Consider the following 15967-nt stretch of genomic DNA (forward strand, 5'->3'; position numbering starts at 1 on the left):
ACCTCAGACTTTCTTGAAGGCTGGATGCCATTGCAGGAAGATGCTTTCGAGGAAGCGGGCGAAACTGTCGGCCAGCTTGCCGAGAAGCGCATAGATGAGGATCGACAGAACCACGACGTCGATCAGCAGGAACTCACGCGCCTGCATGGCCATATAGCCGAGGCCGGACGAGGAAGAGATGGTTTCGGCCACGATGAGCGTCAGCCACATGATGCCGAGCGCATACCGCAGGCCGGTGAAAATGGCCGGCAGCGCGCCGGGCAGGATGACCCGCCGGAACAGCGTGAAGGGCGACATGCCATAGGTGCGGCCCATTTCCACCAGTTGCGGATCGACACCCTGAATGCCGAGCAGCGTGTTGATGTAAATCGGGAAAAACACCCCGAGCGCGACGAGGAAAAGCTTCGCCTCCTCATCGATGCCGAACCAGAGGATGACCAGCGGAATAAGCGCCAGATGCGGAATGTTGCGGATCATCTGCAGCGTCGTGTCGGTGAAACTGCGGGAGAATTTCGAGAGGCCATTGGCCAGCCCGAAGATGAAGCCGATGGAACCGCCGATAGCGAAACCAGCCAGTGCGCGGGCGGAACTGACGCCGATATTGGCGACAAGCTCCCCCGAGAGCAGAAGTCGCCAGAAGGCTTCCGCGACGGCGGAAGGGGCCGGCAGCACATTGGCGGAAATCAGACCGGCACGCGCCGCCGCCTCCCAGCCTGCAAGAATGAATGCGGGGAGCAGCCAGCCCGTGGCTCCGTCAATCCCGATGCGCTTTGTGGTGCTCACGACGTTTCCTCCGGCTCAGTTCGTCGTGCCCGGCCAGACGGCATCCTTGATGCTGATCTGTTTCGGGATCAGGCCGAGACCATAAAAGCGATCGGCGGTTTCCTGCTGGCGGGTGATGGCTGGCATTTCATCTCCTTGTCACCAGCCCCTCTGGCCAGCCTGCGATATGGAGCAATGCTAGGTTTTTCTATTAAAACGATAGAGAGACGATAATTCAATGTGAGCAATGTTGCGGGAATAAAATTTCGCGCAAATGCATCTTTTCCGCAAATCGTCGTGAACGTTCCCGCCTGAGCCATCGCATGGAAATGCCGGCGCGGATGACGCCGCGCCGGCATGATGGATCAATTTCTCTATCGCCGATGCGATTGGCGGGGCGATTATTCGATATCGAAGGAAACGCCCTGCGCCAGCGGCAGAGCCTTGGAATAATTGACCGTGTTGGTGGCGCGGCGCATATAGGCCTTCCACGCATCCGAACCGGACTCACGGCCGCCACCGGTTTCCTTCTCACCGCCGAAAGCACCGCCGATCTCCGCGCCAGAGGTGCCGATATTGACATTGGCAATGCCGCAATCGGAGCCTTCCGACGACAGGAACCGTTCCGATTCCTGAATGTCGCGGGTGAAGATCGACGACGAAAGGCCGGCGGCGACGGCGTTATGGGCGTCGATTGCCTGATCGAGATCGCTATATTTCATGACGTAGAGGATCGGCGCGAAGGTCTCTTCCAGCACAGGGCCAACCTGCTTCGGCATTTCGACCAGAGCGGGCTTCACATAATAGGCATCCGCCGCGCCGGTATCCACGCGGCCGCCGCCATTCACCACGCCGTCATGGGCTTTCGCCGCTTCGAGCGCCTTCTGCATGCCATCGAAAGCCGCCTTGTCGACCAGCGGGCCGACAAGGGCCGATGTTTCCAGCGGGTTGCCGACGGAGACGGAGGCATAGGCCTTTTTCAGGCGCGGCACGAGCTGGTCGTAAACGCTGTCATGCACGAAGAGACGGCGAAGCGTGGTGCAGCGCTGGCCGGCCGTGCCCATGGCGCCGAAGGCGATGGCGCGCAGCGCCATGTCGAGATCGGCGGAAGGGCAGACGATGCCGGCATTATTGCCGCCGAGTTCCAGAATGGCGCGGGCAAAACGTTTCGCCAGACGCGGGCCGACATCGCGGCCCATGCGGGTGGAGCCGGTGGCCGAGACGAGCGGCACCTTGGGATTGTCCACCAGAGCTTCACCCACGGCGCGATCACCGATCAGCAGCTGGGACAGACCTTCCGGCGCGTCGCCGAAACGGGCGGCGGCGCGTTCGAAGATGCCCTGAACGGCAAGCGCCGTCAGCGGCGTCTTTTCCGAAGGCTTCCAGACCACCGAATTGCCGCAGACGATGGCGAGCGCTGCATTCCACGACCAGACGGCGACGGGGAAGTTGAAGGCCGAGATGACGCCGACGACGCCGAGCGGATGCCAGGTCTCCATCATGCGGTGGCCGGGACGTTCGGTGGCGATGGTGAGGCCATAAAGCTGGCGGGAAAGACCGACGGCGAAATCGCAGATGTCGATCATTTCCTGCACCTCGCCGAGACCCTCGGACGGGATCTTGCCCGCTTCCAGCGACACGAGACGGCCGAGATCGGCCTTGAAGGCGCGCAGCTCTTCGCCGAGCAGCCGGATCAACTCACCACGACGGGGTGCCGGCACGTTGCGCCACTGCTTGAAGGCGGCATCGGCCCGGTCGACCACGGCTGCGACACCTTCAACCGAAACGGTCTTGAGACTGGCTACCTGCTCACCCGTCACCGGGCTGAAGGACGCCATATCGCCACCGGTATAAAGATCACGGGCAACGCCCATCCTGTCGAGCAGGGCGGCGGCTTCCTGTTTCACGTCAAGCTTCGTGGTCGCATCCATGTCCATGGTCCTTTTGGTTGAAAGGGGAGGAAAGGCCGTTTCGATACGGCGCTTTCAACTCCCGTCACTCGTCTTTCCCCGAATTTGTCATTCGTTATGTGAAACTGGCGTTTTGCACCGTTCCATTCTTTCCCGTAATCATATATGGCCATAATGACCCTTTTCCAATGAGGAAAGCGGGTAAGTTGATGCGAGAATGGAATGGATCCGCGCAGAAGACTGGTCCCTGACATCGTCACCCTGCAGGCGTTCGAATGCGCGGCACGGCATGGCAATTTTACGCGTGCGGCGGAAGAACTCAACCTCACGCAGAGCGCGGTGAGCCGGCAGATCGGCGAACTGGAAGCACAGACAGGAATGCAGCTGTTCGAGCGCATCCGCAGGCGGGTCGTGCTTTCGGAGGCGGGGCGCAAATTCCTGCCGGATGTGCGGCGCCTGTTGCAGCAATCCGAGCAGCTGATGGTGCGCGCGGTGTCGGCCGGAACATCGCACGCATCGCTTTCCGTCGCGACATTGCCGACATTCGGCAGCCGCTGGCTGATGCCGCGCCTCCACCGCTTCATCGATGCCAACCCCGACATGACGATCACCATCGGCTCGCGCTCCCATCCGTTCGATTTTGACGAAGAAGGTTTCGATCTCGCCATTCATTATGGCCAGCCGGTCTGGGCGCATGGCACCTGCACGTTTTTGTGCAACGAGGTGATTGTCCCCGTCGCCAGCCCGGCCCTGCTCAGCCGCGCCGGCGTGAGCGGCGTACAGGATCTGGCCGGACAGTCGCTGCTGCATGTCACAACGCGGCCAAAGCTATGGACGGAATGGCTGGAGATGAACGGGGTAACGGCGGAGAATGCCTATCAGGGCAGCCGTTTCGACCAGTTCTCGATGATCATCGAGGCCGCCGCAAGCGGCATCGGCTTTGCCCTTCTGCCGAAATATCTCATCGAGGCGGAGATCGCCTCCGGCCGCCTCGAAATCGTCTTCGACATTCCCCTGCAGACTGACAAGAGCTATTACGTCGCCCTGCCGGAAGGACGGCAGGACAACGCGCTGGCCCGCGCTTTTCAGGCCTGGCTGCTCGATCAGGTCGGCAAACCGGTATAATCCATCATCCGCTCAGTTCGAAGGGCGGAGGGAAACATCGTCAAGTCCCGGAAGATCGGGGCCGACCGGCACGATCCGAGCCGGATTGAGCGCCTTGATGGAATAATAACCGCGTTTGATATGGTCGATATTGACCGTGTCTCGCACGCCCGAAATGTTCAGCACCCGCATCACATAGGCCTGCAGCGCAGGATAATCGGCGATACGGCGAAGATTGCATTTGAACAGGCCGTAATAGGCGGCATCGAAACGAACCAGCGTCACGAAAAGCCGAACATCCGTTTCGGTCAGCAGATCGCCGAACAGGAAAGGCCCGCCTGAGACCAGGCGCTTTTCGAGTTCCTGAAGTGTTTCGAACACATCGGCGAAGGCCTCTTCATAAGCAACCTGCGTGGTGGCGAAACCGGTTCTGTAAACGCCGTTGTTGAGGCGCGGATAGATGCGATCATTGAGAGCATCGATCTCATCCCGCAGCGCTTCTGGATACAGGTCCAGGCTATTGTCGGCCAGATCGCCGAAACCGGAATTCAACATGCGCAGAATATCGGCGGATTCGTTGTTGACGATAGTTTTCGTCTTTTTGTCCCAAAGCACGGGCACGGTGGCGCGGCCGGTATAATGGGGATCCGCGCTGGTATAGACCTCATGCATATAGGTGAAGCCGTTGAGCGTATCGCGATCCGAGCCCGGATAGTCGCCGAATTTCCAGCCCTCGTCGGAAAGCGCCGGCTCGACAACGGAAACGGAAATCACCTCTTCCAGCTTCTTCAGCTTTCGGCCGATCAGCGTGCGCGATGCCCAGGGGCAGATCAGCGCGACGTAAAGATGATAGCGGCCGCTTTCGGCCGCAAAACCGCCCGCACCCGTCGGCCCCGCCGAACCGTCAGGCGTTACCCAGTTGCGGAAGCCGGAGGTCTGACGGACGAAGCCACCCTTCCTGTCGGTCGCCTGCACCGGATGCCATTCGGCGGTCCATTTTCCATCCACGAGCATTTGCGGCTCCCCGTTCATCTAAAGATGAAAGCCTTATGGGCCGGGTTGCCGCCGCTTCACAAGCCGCGCTTCGGTTGACGCACTGTTTCCGATCAAGGGTGAATTCAGAGGCGATTGCGGAAAAACGGGTTCCAGCGCACGGTGCCCAGCCTCACCTTTTCGCGGATCATCGTCAGCAGTCCCGATGCGGCGATGACGGCCAGGCCAAGCACGGCGACCGCATCCGGATATTCGTGGAAAAAGGCCATGCCAATCGCCACGGCCCAGAGGATTTGCGAATAATGCGACGGCGCGATCTGGCTTGCCGGCGCGATGCGGGTGGCGACCAGAAGGGTGATCTGCCCCGTTGCCGTGCAAAGGCCGATGAAGGCGAAGGCCAATAGCTGATGCAGGTTGGGCATGACGAAATCGGGAATGGCGGCGATACCATTGAAGGTGAGGCCGTAGATCAGCAGCACGCCCATGATCGAGGTGCGCTTTTCCTTGCCCGCAAGCGAGCGCAGCAAAACGATGGTCATCGCTGCCAGGAACGCAACGCCGATGGCGGCGAAATGCCCGAGTTCCAGCGTCTTGAAGCCCGGCCGCACGACGAGGATGACACCGACGATGCCCGCCAGAACCGCCGCCCAGCGCCATGGGCCGATATTCTCCTTCAGCACCACGGCGGAAAGGACGGTGACGAAGAGCGGCGACAGGAAGATCAGCGCATAGGCTTCCGCCAGCGGAATGGTGGTGAAGGCATAGATGCCGAAAATACCCGCGAAAAGGCCGGAGATCGCGCGCCCGTGCACGGCGAAGGGCCGGCTCATGCGCCAGAATTCACGCCACCTTTCCTCACGCGGCTTGCTGAAGAAGATGAAGATGCCGGAGAAGAGGATGCTGAAGAAGCCGATTTCGAAAACGCTGATCTGCGATCCAAGCGACTTGATGGTGGCATCGCCCATGGAAAAGGTCGCATAAGCGAACAGACCGAGCAGAAAACCCTTTTGCATTTGACTTCCCCGAACACCGACCGCAACGCAAAGCTTCTCCCGGCCGCGTTAAACGCGACCCGGACGCCCCTTTGTGGGACAGACAGTCTGGCAGATTTGATCCTCACCCTATGGCTAGACCCGGCTACCTATGAGTGCAAGCCGGAAAAACCGCAAAATGGCCCGATTGAACACGACCGGTGCAAATGGCTGCAAGGTGCGGCAAATTTGTCCCGCCACGGCCATCACATCCCCGTCATGGAAAGAGGTTAGCCGGTGTTGATCGTGGCGCTTGGCGACGGGCATGAAGGCGGCTAAATATTATCGTGTGTTTTTCGCCCGCCGATTTCCCCGGCCGGTATTGCCGCGTTAACATGGCCTCGCTAACCGAAAGGAAAAAGAATGCGGATTGTGATGATCGGTTCGGGTTATGTCGGCCTCGTGTCCGGCGCGTGTTTTGCGGATTTCGGCCATGACGTGGTCTGCGTCGACAAGATGCCGGAGAAGATCGAAGCCCTGAAAAACGGCCATATCCCGATCTTCGAGCCTGGTCTCGATGTCATCGTCGCCAACAATGCCAAGGCCGGCCGGCTGAGCTTCACCACAGACCTTTCCGCAGCCGTTGCCAATGCCGATGTCGTCTTCATCGCGGTCGGCACGCCCTCGCGGCGCGGCGATGGCCATGCCGATCTCGGTTATGTCTATGCGGCGGCGAAGGAAATCGCCCATGCGCTTGATGGTTTCACCGTCATCGTCACCAAATCCACCGTTCCCGTCGGCACTGGCGACGAGGTGGAACGCATCATCCACGAGGAAAACCCCTCGGCCGATTTCGCCGTCGTTTCCAACCCGGAATTCCTGCGCGAAGGCGCCGCCATCGAAGATTTCAAGCGGCCGGACCGCATCGTCGTCGGCCTTTCGGACGAGCGCGCCCGCCCCGTCATGACCGAGGTTTACCGCCCGCTTTACCTCAATCAGTCGCCGCTGCTCTTCACGACGAGGCGTGCTTCCGAACTGATCAAATATGCCGCCAATGCCTTTCTGGCGATGAAGATCACCTTCATCAACGAAATGGCGGACCTGTGCGAAAAGGTCGGCGCCAATGTGCAGGATGTTTCGCGCGGCATCGGGCTGGATGGCCGCATCGGTTCGAAATTCCTGCACGCCGGCCCCGGTTATGGCGGCTCCTGTTTCCCGAAGGACACGCTGGCACTTGCCAAGACCGCGCAGGACTATGATGCGCCGGTGCGGCTGATCGAGACCACCATCGCCATCAACGACAACCGCAAACGCGCCATGGGCCGCAAGGTCATCAACGCCGTGGGTGGCGATGTGCGCGGCAAGAAGATCGCCGTGCTTGGCCTCACCTTCAAGCCGAATACCGACGACATGCGCGACAGCCCGGCAATCGCCATCATCCAGACCCTGCAGGACGGCGGCGCGAAAGTGGTGGGTTATGATCCGGAAGGCATGGCGAATGCCCGCCATCTGATGGAAGACATCGAATACGCGGCCGGCCCCTACGAAGCGGCGGAAGACGCCGACGCCGTGGTGATCGTGACGGAATGGAACCAGTTCCGCGCACTCGACCTGCCGCGCCTGAAGGCAATCATGAAAAGCCCTGTTCTGGTGGACCTGCGCAATATCTACCGCACGGATGAGGTCGCCGCGCATGGCTTCATCTATGCCGCGGTCGGTCGCCCGCACGAAGGCGGTTCCGGCAACGACGCTTAAGGGTTTCGCTTCGCAATTTCATTAAAAGGTTTTTTGCGCTTCGGTCAGACCGCAAACGCACCAACGGATTCGGGATATAATCATCATGCGTTATCTGGTTACCGGCACGGCTGGCTTCATCGGCTTTTACGTCGCAAAGCGGCTGCTGGATTCCGGCCATTTCGTGACCGGCTTCGACGGCATGACGAAATATTACGATGTCAGCCTGAAAGAAAAACGCCACGCCCTTCTTTCCCGCTCCAACGGTTTCCGGGCCGAAATCGGTATGCTGGAAGATACGGATGCGCTGAAGCGCGCGGCTGAGGCCGCCGAACCTGAGATCATCATCCACCTCGCCGCACAGGCGGGTGTCCGTTACAGCCTTGAAAATCCGCGCGCCTATATCGATTCCAATCTCATCGGCTCGTTCAACATGCTGGAGCTCGCCAGAAGCCTTGAGGTCAAGCACCTGATGCTGGCGTCCACCTCCTCCATCTACGGCGCCAACGAGAAAATACCCTTCGCGGAGAGCGATAAGGCCGACGAGCCGATGACGCTTTATGCCGCCACCAAAAAATCGATGGAGCTGATGGCGCACAGCTATGCCCATCTGCACAAGCTGCCCACCACGGCCTTCCGTTTCTTCACGGTCTACGGTCCATGGGGACGGCCGGACATGGCGCCGATCAAATTCGTCGACGCCGTTTCCAACGGCCGACCGATCGATATTTACGGGCAAGGCAATATGAGCCGCGATTTCACCTATATCGATGATCTCGTGGAAGGCATCGTCCGGCTGAGCGCGGTCATCCCTTCCGAGGAAAACCGCGTCACGCAGGAAGGCGTCACCGACACGCTCTCGCACCACGCGCCCTTCCGCGTGGTCAATATTGGCGGCGGCCAGCCGGTGGAACTGATGCATTTCGTCGAGACGGTCGAAAAGGCGGTCGGGAAACCGGCGATCCGCAACATGTTGCCGATGCAGCAGGGCGATGTGCCCCGCACCTTCGCCTCGCCGGATCTGCTGAGAGCCCTCACCGGTTACGTGCCGCAAACCCCGGTCGAGGAGGGCATCAAGGCCCTCGTCGCCTGGTATCGCGAGATGCACCCGGCCGAATTACGGGAATAACCTCATAGCGTCGCTAGTAGCCGGTTGGATATGGTGCCGCCGGAAGCGCTCTGCATGGTGATCTTGGTTTCCACGGCCTCGATGATCGTGTCGCTGAAATCCATCTCGGTAAGATCGCGGATATTGGAAAGTCCGCCCGGCGAAAACACGTTCACCTCCAGTATCTTGTCGCCGACGATATCGAGCCCGACGAGGAACATGCCGTCCTCCACCAGCTTCGGTCGCACCATTTCGGCAAGCGCTACGATCTCGTCCGTCACCTTCACGGCCTCGGCGGTGCCTTTGGCATGGATGTTTGAGCGCAGATCGCCCTTGGCCGGCACGCGGCGAAGGGCGGCATATTTGCCTTCACGCATCAACGGGCGGCCATTCATCATGAAGAAGCGGATATCGCCATCCTTGGCGGCCGGCAGATAGGCCTGCGCGATCAGATATCCCTCAAGGCTCACCGCCTCGAAAATCTGGTTGAGATTGGTCTCCTTGCTGGAACCGATCTTGAAGACATTCTTGCCGCCGGAGCCCTGTAGCGGCTTGACGATGACACCCTTGGGGTGCGCATCGGCAAAGGCGCGGATTTCCTCGACATTGCGCGAAATGATCGTGGTCGGGCGGACAATTTCGGGAAAGCTCTGGAAATAGAGCTTGTTCTGCGCCAGCGCCAGACCTTCGGGATCGTTCAGCACCACGACGCCACGCTGTTCGGCAAGCCGCCCGAACAGGATGCCGGCATGCACCGCCCATGGCCGCGTCGTCTGGTCGAGTGAGGGGTCGTTGCGCAGCATCAGCGCATCGATTTCCTCGACATCCATGGTGCGCCGCTCCAGCGCCTTGTCCTGAAGCGTGGAATGGAACGTCTCTCCTTTCTTGATTTTACCCTTCGGCAGCACGGTGGCATGAATGGTCAGGCTGTCGTCCGAGCGTAAAGTGAAATCGCCGGGCGTCAGATAGACCACCTCATGGCCGCGATTGAGTGCGGCCATGGCCAGCAGGCCGGTGGCGTAGTTCGGCCCCTCGGTTTCGATGGAATTGACGAAAAATGCGATACGCATGAAGCCCCTCCTATAATGTCGCCAGTTCGGCAATGGATAATCCCGCCCGTATTTTTTCCAACCGCTCATTGGCCTTGGCGGACAGCAGGAATGCGGGTCTGACGCCCGGCGGGCGAAGCAGGCCGCGCAGGGCAAGCTCCTGCATCACCGGGAAATGGGCGGCGGCGATCTTGCCCATCCAGAACGGATCGAGCGCCCCGCCCCTGCGCAGATGGTCCAGCACTTCAGCCAGCCCGCGCAGATAGATCGCGTCTTTGGAAAGACCGCCGCCGCGATAGATGCGCAGCACCATGTTGAAGGCCCCGGCCTCATCGAAACCGTGATCGCGGGTCATGGTGCGGAAGGTCTCCACGAAGCTTGCCCCATCCAGCATGGCGGCGCAGCCGATAACGCGACCGGCGATCAGCCGCAGGCGCTCCCGCGTCATGCCGCCGGCCAGATGTTCCGCCAGCACCGCCAGCCCCTCCTGCACGCCTTCGTAACCGGAAAGGCCGGTGCGGAAGAGGCGCAGCCCCTGAAACGAACCGTTGAAATAGGTAAGAAGATGCACGCCGATCTCATGCGACAGCAGCGCCTCCACACGGCGCTGTTCCATGACGGTGTGGCGGGAGATCAAAAGCTTCTCGCCCGTCACCATCAGGCCCGGCGGCAGGTCGTCGCGGATTTCGACGCGCGCCTTGAACTCCGGGTCTTCCGCAAGATAGGTCTCGACCATCTCCCGCGACTTCTTGGCGACGGCGTAACAATCGACCATGGCGATTTCGTCGCCCTCCTCCCTGCGCGGGCAATCCGCAAGCACACGAAGCGCCAGTGCCAGGAGCGCCGGTTCGACCGCACCGTACAAGGCACGCGAAAAATCGGTGAAGGTGCGATGATGCAGGTTCGCGAGCATCGTCAGCTGCAGGTCGATTTCCTGCTGTTTTTCCCGGTAGAGATGATAGAGCACGGGATCTTCCAGATGATCGAAAACGACGGAATAGAGCTTGCGTTTCTGCTCCTCGACATCGACGCCGAGCGGTCGGTAAAGCAGGCGGGGCGCGAACTGGAAGCCGCCGTCGCGAAATTCCTCGAAGGCCCGGCGGGCGTTGATGGGCGTGACGGACAAAAGAAAATCGAAGGATGAGACAATGTCGTCGATCGACCGGTCAGCGCGTCTGACGGCGTCGACAAAGGCTTTGCGGCCAAGCGCCCGGTGGCTGGTGACCTTCAGCGCATCCATACCGGAAGAGAAGGACGAGAAGGCCTGCAGACCCGCATCGAAAAGATCGGCGATCATCGTCTCGCGCAGACCGGGATAATCGGCACCGGATTCCGGCTGGCGATAGATCGGCGCAAACCGCACGCTGATGCAGGGGAAATCCAGACCGGTATTCTGAAACCTGAGGATCGGATCAGATTCCGGCTCCGGCCGGGTGATGCGCGGCGTGCGAAAGCGCACTTCGGCATCGCAGACCGCCTTGATGAAGATCCGTCGTGCTTTCTGCGTTTCCGGTTCCAAGGTCGCCGAAACGGAAACCTCATAATGTGGAAGGAAAGGCGAGTCGTCCGCCAGCAGGATATCGTGTTCCAGCTCGCCGATATCGAGAACGATGAAGGCGCCGAAACGCTGCCGCATGGCAGCGCCAACCGCCTCGATCAGCGGTGCGGCCTCCTGAATGGTGGAAGCGATGAGATAGGAGGCATGGGCAGCGGCGATATCGCGCGCGGCGAGATCTTTCGTGCCGCCGGTCAGATGCAGACAGAGGAACGGCAATGGCCGGTCGATATGCAGCCGGCCGTCCTTTCCGAGATCACGGCGGATCGCCTTGCCCGACGCCAGGCAGGACACGACATCATCCACCAGATCGGCAAGGGGGGCAGGTGCGCTGCGAGCGGAGGAAACGCTCATCGCCGCGACCTCAGGCATTCTTCGAGAACCGGCTGAAGGGCTGCGATCGTATCGCCGATATCCGCGATCACCCGCATATCCGGCTCTCCCGTCCATTCGTCCATGAAGAATTTCTTGAACTCAATCGCAATGGCGCAGCCATTTTCGGCAAAGCGCTCATGGATGAAACGGGTCTGCTCACCCTTGCCCTGAAAGGCGACATTCTCGCGAACATCGAGACGGCGTCCGCCGATGGTCGCCGAGGCGAAATAGCGCCCGACCGCGCTCACAATATCGCCCCAGCGGCTGCGATCCATGGAAAAGGTGCCGATATTGATGTCGGGCGCCTCCGCCTGTGCCGTCGGCGGCGCGGCAGCGCCCTGCCGGCGATGATTGTAGCTGTGCACATCCAGCACCACGAAAGCGCCGTGCCGCCGCTCGACAGCTGAAAGAACCGCTTCAAGCATCGCGTAATAATCCGCATGAAAATCAAGCGATTGCCGGACCGCCTCTCGCGATGGCTCCTCCTTCCAGACCTCAAGCCCCCAGGATTGTTCCGGCTTCAGATAGACCGCCTGATCGGCGGCACGGTTGAGATCGATTTCGAAACGGGAATGGTGAACGACGAGACGGTTCGTCAGCCCCGCGATCATCTGTCCGGTAAAGGGGTCTTCCTCCCGCAGCCGTTCGTCGGCGGATAGAGCCATGCGGCCGGCTATGTCGGGGCGGATGAAATGACCGTCGTGAATGGCCGTTCCGACAACGGGCGAATGGCCGAAGTCGATCGACCAGAAACCCCTGTGTTCATCGTTGCCTGTGTATTCACCGCCGCTCTGTCTGGCTGTCATGCCGCCTCCCCTGCATCAGGGGTAAGCCACCCCTGCATCGCGGATAAAACAGCGCGACTTGCCCGTTTGTTCCGGTAAAAATTGCGCGCTATTCATTTGCGCCCGGCGATGACACCCCTTGAAAAACTGCGGAACCACACCGGAAAGCTGACGTCGTTATGGGAGAAACGCCGTGTCAAACGGAAGCGATGGCGCTGAAGGACATCGGGATTTTTCCGTTTTCTCTGGGTGGCTCCGGCAAACGGGGGCGCGTCAGGACCTCGGTCAATGCCGCCGCCCGGAAAAAGGCGGCGTGAGGCCATTCAGGACATGCAAAAGAAAAACCGGAATGGTCACCCATTCCGGTTTTTATTGTCTTGAAGCCGGTGAAAATTACGGCAGCGTGTAGGCGATCACGTAATCGCCCGGCTTGGTTCCAACCGAACCGTGGCCACCCGCAACCATAACGACATATTGCTTGCCGCTATCCAGCGCGTAGGTCATGGGGGTGGCCTGTCCGCCGGCCGGCAGACGCGCTTCCCACAGCTGCTTGCCCGTGGTGAGGTCATAGGCGCGCAGGTAGTTGTCGACGGCAGCGCCGAGGAAAGCCACGCCGCCCTTGGTGATCATCGGACCGCCAATGCCCGGCACGCCAACCTTGAAGGGCAGCGGCAGCGGTGTCATGTCATAGACCGTGCCGTTCTTGTGCTTGTAGGCGATATCGCCGGTGCGCAGATCGGCACCCGCGACATAACCCCATGGCGGCGCCTGGCAGGGGATTTGCAGCGGACCGAGGAACGGCCCCATGAAGACGCCATAGGGCGCGCCATCATTACGGTTCAAGCCCTGCTCGCTGCCTTTCTCATCCTGCCCCTTCGGCGGGATCTGATCGCGCGGAACGAGCCTGGAGGTGAAGGCAAGATATGTCGGCATGCCGAACATGACCTGCCGTTCCGGATCCACCGCCACGCTGCCCCAGTTGAACGTGCCGAAATTGCCCGGATAGATGATCGAGCCATTGAGCGAGGGCGGCGTATAGCGACCCTTGTAGTTCAGCTGATGGAAACGGATACGGCAGGCAAGCTGGTCGAACATGGAGACGCCCCACATGTCCTTTTCCTGCAACGGCGCCGGCTTGAAAGACAGGGCCGTCGTCGGCTGCGTCGGGGAGGTGAAGTCCTCCGGGATCGCCCCGCCCGGTGCCGGTTCTTCCGTGATCGGCAGAAGCGGCTCGCCGGTGCGCCGGTCCAGCACATAGATGTCGCCCTGCTTGGTGGGTCCGACAAGGGCCGGCACGGTCTGGCCGTCCTTGGTGATGTCAAGCAGCACCGGCTGAGCCGGAACATCCATGTCCCAGAGGTCGTGATGGACCGTCTGGCGCACCCAGCGGTCCTTGCCCGTGTTGATGTCGAGCGCGACAATGGAGGAGGAGTATTTCTCCACATTCTCGCTGCGGCCCATACCGAGCTGGTCCGGCACCTGATTGCCGAGCGGAACGTAAACGAGGCCAAGGCCCTCGTCATAGCTCAGCACCGACCAGCTGTTCGGCGAGTTGGTGGTATAGGTCTCGCCCGCCGCAATCGGCTCGGTCTTTTCCGGATTGCCGGAATCCCAGTTCCAGATCAAGGCACCGCTGTTCACATCGAAAGCACGGATGACGCCAGACTGTTCCTGCGTGGAATAGTTGTCGTTCACCGCGCCGCCGATGATGATCTTGCCCGCCGCGATGACAGGCGGCGAGGTCGAATAATAATAACCGGCAGGATTGTATTTCATGCCCTGTTCGAGATGCAGAACACCCTGATCGGCAAAGGAGGTGCAGACCTGACCGGTCGCGGCATCAAGCGCGATCAGCCGCGCATCCGAGGTCGGCAGATAGACGCGCTCGGCGCATGCCGTGCCTTGGGCCGCATTCGGCTCGGCATAATAGGAAACCCCACGGCACGTCTGGTGCTGGCGGTCCGGATTGAGACCGACATTCGGGTCGTATTTCCACTTTTCCTTGCCGGTTGCCGCATCGATGGCAATCGCCCAATTATGCGGCGTGCAAATATAAAGCGTGTTGCCGACCTTCAGCGGTGTCACCTGATAGGTGGTTTCGCCGACATCGTCAGGCAGCTTCACATCGCCCGTCTGGTAACGCCAGGCTTCCTTGAGCTGCGAGACATTGTCGACATTCACCTGGGTCAGCGGTGAATAACGCTGGCCATAGGGCGTGCGGCCATATTGATGCCAGTCGCCGTCGGGCACGTTGCCACCATAGGCCGGCGCCGCGGACGCCGTCTCCTGAGGCAGGGAACCCGCCTGATCATGCGGATCCTGCGTCATGGAATATCCCGCCACCACGATGGAAGCGAGAACCGACAGCGCAAGCGGCCAGGCATTGGGACCGTAATTCAGGCCGGTCGGGCTCGCAAAACCAAGCGGCCTTCTCACCCACGGGACCAGAAGCCACAGGCCAATGAGAATGATGAGGCCGCCACGCGGGCCAAGCTGCCACCAGTCGAAGCCGACTTCCCAGACAGCCCAGACGAGCGTCGCCACAATGAAGACAGCATAGACATGGAGTGCGGCGCGATTGCGCTTGAACAGCAGAATGGCCGTCAAAAGGAAGGCCAGTCCGGAAAGGACATAATAAAAACTGCCGCCCAGCATCACCAGCTGGGAGCCGAAACCGAACAGCGCAAGGCCGATCAGCGTGAGAACAACTGCAGTGACGGTGACTGCCATGAATGAAACCCCCGATTCCTGTCACTTTGCGTGAAATGAAATCGGGGCCAATCTGGTTCCATACAAACTGTTCATTTGTCGTGAAAAATTTCACGCCATGGTCGTTACGGATTCTGCGGCGCCCCCGTCGAGTCCTGACGCGAGGGGTTTGCGTCCGTCGAGGCGGGCGGCGAAGCGCCGCCATTGGCGGGATTGTTGTCGAAGCTTCCCGCTCCGGAAGGCTGCTGCGGCACGGGCGCAGTCTCGGTCTGCGTGTTTTGCGGGCGGTTTTCATCCGGTTCGAAAACCGAATATTCGACGACCGCCCAGACCACCAGCGCAAGAAGAAAGCTGACAATCAGGATCACAAGCACCGGGCGTCCGCTGGACCCTCGCCGTGCCCGTGTTGCCGTCTCTCTTTTCGGTGCGTCGCGACCGTGAAGATAGCTGGCATTTTCTCTGGCCATGTCGTTTACTCCCTGTAACCCTGTCGATTTAATCCACAGGGTCACAGTTTGGTTCCAGACAGCCCGGGAACGCCTTCAGTTACATTCTGCCGGATGGCAGCCGACATCCGGATCGCCGCCGGCGGCCATATCGACCGCGCTGAAGTTCTGCCCAAGCCCCAGCCAGGAAAGTGCCTGCCGCGCATCGGCATCTTCCATGTCGGGCAGCGTATCCGGCAAGGTTTCGGTTCCCGCCGCGCCGGCAAAGGCCTGATTTGGTCGCAAAGGCACGCGTGCCGCGCCGAGTTCGAAATGTCCGCCGGCGGCCCGGTATTTTTTTGCCTCAATGCGGCGGCTGCGCCATACCGGCAGCATTTCCAGAAAAGTAAGAATTCTAAACATCATGATTGTCGGAAATAAATATCAACTAAAACAGCGTTCCCACTGTGACATGTTCGCCGGCAAT

General features: G+C 60.3%; 13 protein-coding genes and 1 pseudogene. 3 read left to right on the forward strand and 11 right to left on the reverse strand.

Annotation, left to right across the window (positions count from 1 at the left end; all coding sequences use genetic code 11):
- Positions 1-3: 3 nt before the first annotated feature.
- The 3 genes and pseudogenes from JZX88_RS23065 to JZX88_RS23070 form a co-directional block, all read right to left on the reverse strand.
- Positions 4-783: an ABC transporter permease subunit gene (locus JZX88_RS23065; protein ID WP_206914870.1), complete on the reverse strand. Its 780-nt coding sequence runs from the start codon at positions 781-783 to the stop codon at positions 4-6.
- 15 nt (positions 784-798) lie between these two features.
- Positions 799-900: pseudogene (locus JZX88_RS26470) on the reverse strand (sulfonate ABC transporter substrate-binding protein); the annotation flags it as partial.
- Between the two features lie 263 nt (positions 901-1163).
- On the reverse strand, positions 1164-2693 hold the full coding sequence (locus tag JZX88_RS23070; RefSeq protein ID WP_077768042.1) for an aldehyde dehydrogenase family protein: 1530 nt from the start codon (positions 2691-2693) through the stop codon (positions 1164-1166).
- A 201-nt stretch (positions 2694-2894) separates the two neighbouring features.
- Here JZX88_RS23070 and JZX88_RS23075 point away from each other — a divergent pair, with 201 nt between their 5' ends.
- The gene (locus tag JZX88_RS23075; protein WP_206914871.1) at positions 2895-3797 is read left to right on the forward strand and encodes a LysR family transcriptional regulator; all 903 of its coding nucleotides are present in this window, start codon (positions 2895-2897) and stop codon (positions 3795-3797) included.
- A 12-nt stretch (positions 3798-3809) separates the two neighbouring features.
- Here JZX88_RS23075 and JZX88_RS23080 read toward each other — a convergent pair whose 3' ends face one another.
- Both JZX88_RS23080 and JZX88_RS23085 read right to left on the reverse strand, forming a co-directional pair.
- Positions 3810-4790: a glutathione S-transferase family protein gene (locus tag JZX88_RS23080; protein ID WP_206914872.1), complete on the reverse strand. Its 981-nt coding sequence runs from the start codon at positions 4788-4790 to the stop codon at positions 3810-3812.
- 104 nt (positions 4791-4894) lie between these two features.
- Entirely contained in the window at positions 4895-5782 is an 888-nt protein-coding gene (locus JZX88_RS23085; RefSeq protein ID WP_065116377.1) for a DMT family transporter, read from the reverse strand.
- Positions 5783-6163: 381 nt separating this feature from the next.
- Here JZX88_RS23085 and JZX88_RS23090 point away from each other — a divergent pair, with 381 nt between their 5' ends.
- Together JZX88_RS23090 and JZX88_RS23095 are read left to right on the forward strand one after the other, a co-directional pair.
- Positions 6164-7495 carry a UDP-glucose/GDP-mannose dehydrogenase family protein gene (locus JZX88_RS23090; RefSeq protein ID WP_174032880.1) on the forward strand — a complete coding sequence of 444 codons (1332 nt, stop codon included), beginning with the start codon at positions 6164-6166 and terminating at the stop codon, positions 7493-7495.
- A gap of 85 nt (positions 7496-7580) precedes the next feature.
- Complete coding sequence (locus JZX88_RS23095; protein WP_206914873.1) at positions 7581-8603, forward strand: NAD-dependent epimerase; 1023 nt, start codon at positions 7581-7583, stop codon at positions 8601-8603.
- A gap of 2 nt (positions 8604-8605) precedes the next feature.
- Here JZX88_RS23095 and JZX88_RS23100 read toward each other — a convergent pair whose 3' ends face one another.
- From JZX88_RS23100 to JZX88_RS23125, 6 genes are all read right to left on the reverse strand, one after another.
- Entirely contained in the window at positions 8606-9652 is a 1047-nt protein-coding gene (locus JZX88_RS23100; protein WP_206914874.1) for a glutathione synthase, read from the reverse strand.
- Between the two features lie 10 nt (positions 9653-9662).
- A complete protein-coding gene (locus tag JZX88_RS23105) occupies positions 9663-11540 on the reverse strand; it encodes a flavohemoglobin expression-modulating QEGLA motif protein (protein ID WP_206914875.1) in 1878 nt (625 codons plus the stop codon).
- Positions 11537-12367 carry an N-formylglutamate amidohydrolase gene (locus JZX88_RS23110; RefSeq protein WP_206914876.1) on the reverse strand — a complete coding sequence of 277 codons (831 nt, stop codon included), beginning with the start codon at positions 12365-12367 and terminating at the stop codon, positions 11537-11539. Before JZX88_RS23110 ends, JZX88_RS23105 begins: the two co-directional genes overlap by 4 nt.
- A gap of 372 nt (positions 12368-12739) precedes the next feature.
- Positions 12740-15076, reverse strand: a complete 2337-nt coding sequence (locus tag JZX88_RS23115; protein WP_142858694.1) for a glucose/quinate/shikimate family membrane-bound PQQ-dependent dehydrogenase — start codon at positions 15074-15076, stop codon at positions 12740-12742.
- A 104-nt stretch (positions 15077-15180) separates the two neighbouring features.
- Positions 15181-15522, reverse strand: coding sequence for a hypothetical protein (locus tag JZX88_RS23120; RefSeq protein WP_206914877.1), 342 nt, complete (start codon positions 15520-15522; stop codon positions 15181-15183).
- Between the two features lie 75 nt (positions 15523-15597).
- Positions 15598-15903, reverse strand: coding sequence for a hypothetical protein (locus JZX88_RS23125; RefSeq protein ID WP_206914878.1), 306 nt, complete (start codon positions 15901-15903; stop codon positions 15598-15600).
- Between the last annotated feature and the right edge of the window lie 64 nt (positions 15904-15967).

It is taken from the genome of Agrobacterium sp. OT33 (genome assembly GCF_017313365.1).
Taxonomy (GTDB): Bacteria; Pseudomonadota; Alphaproteobacteria; order Rhizobiales; family Rhizobiaceae; genus Agrobacterium; species Agrobacterium rhizogenes_A.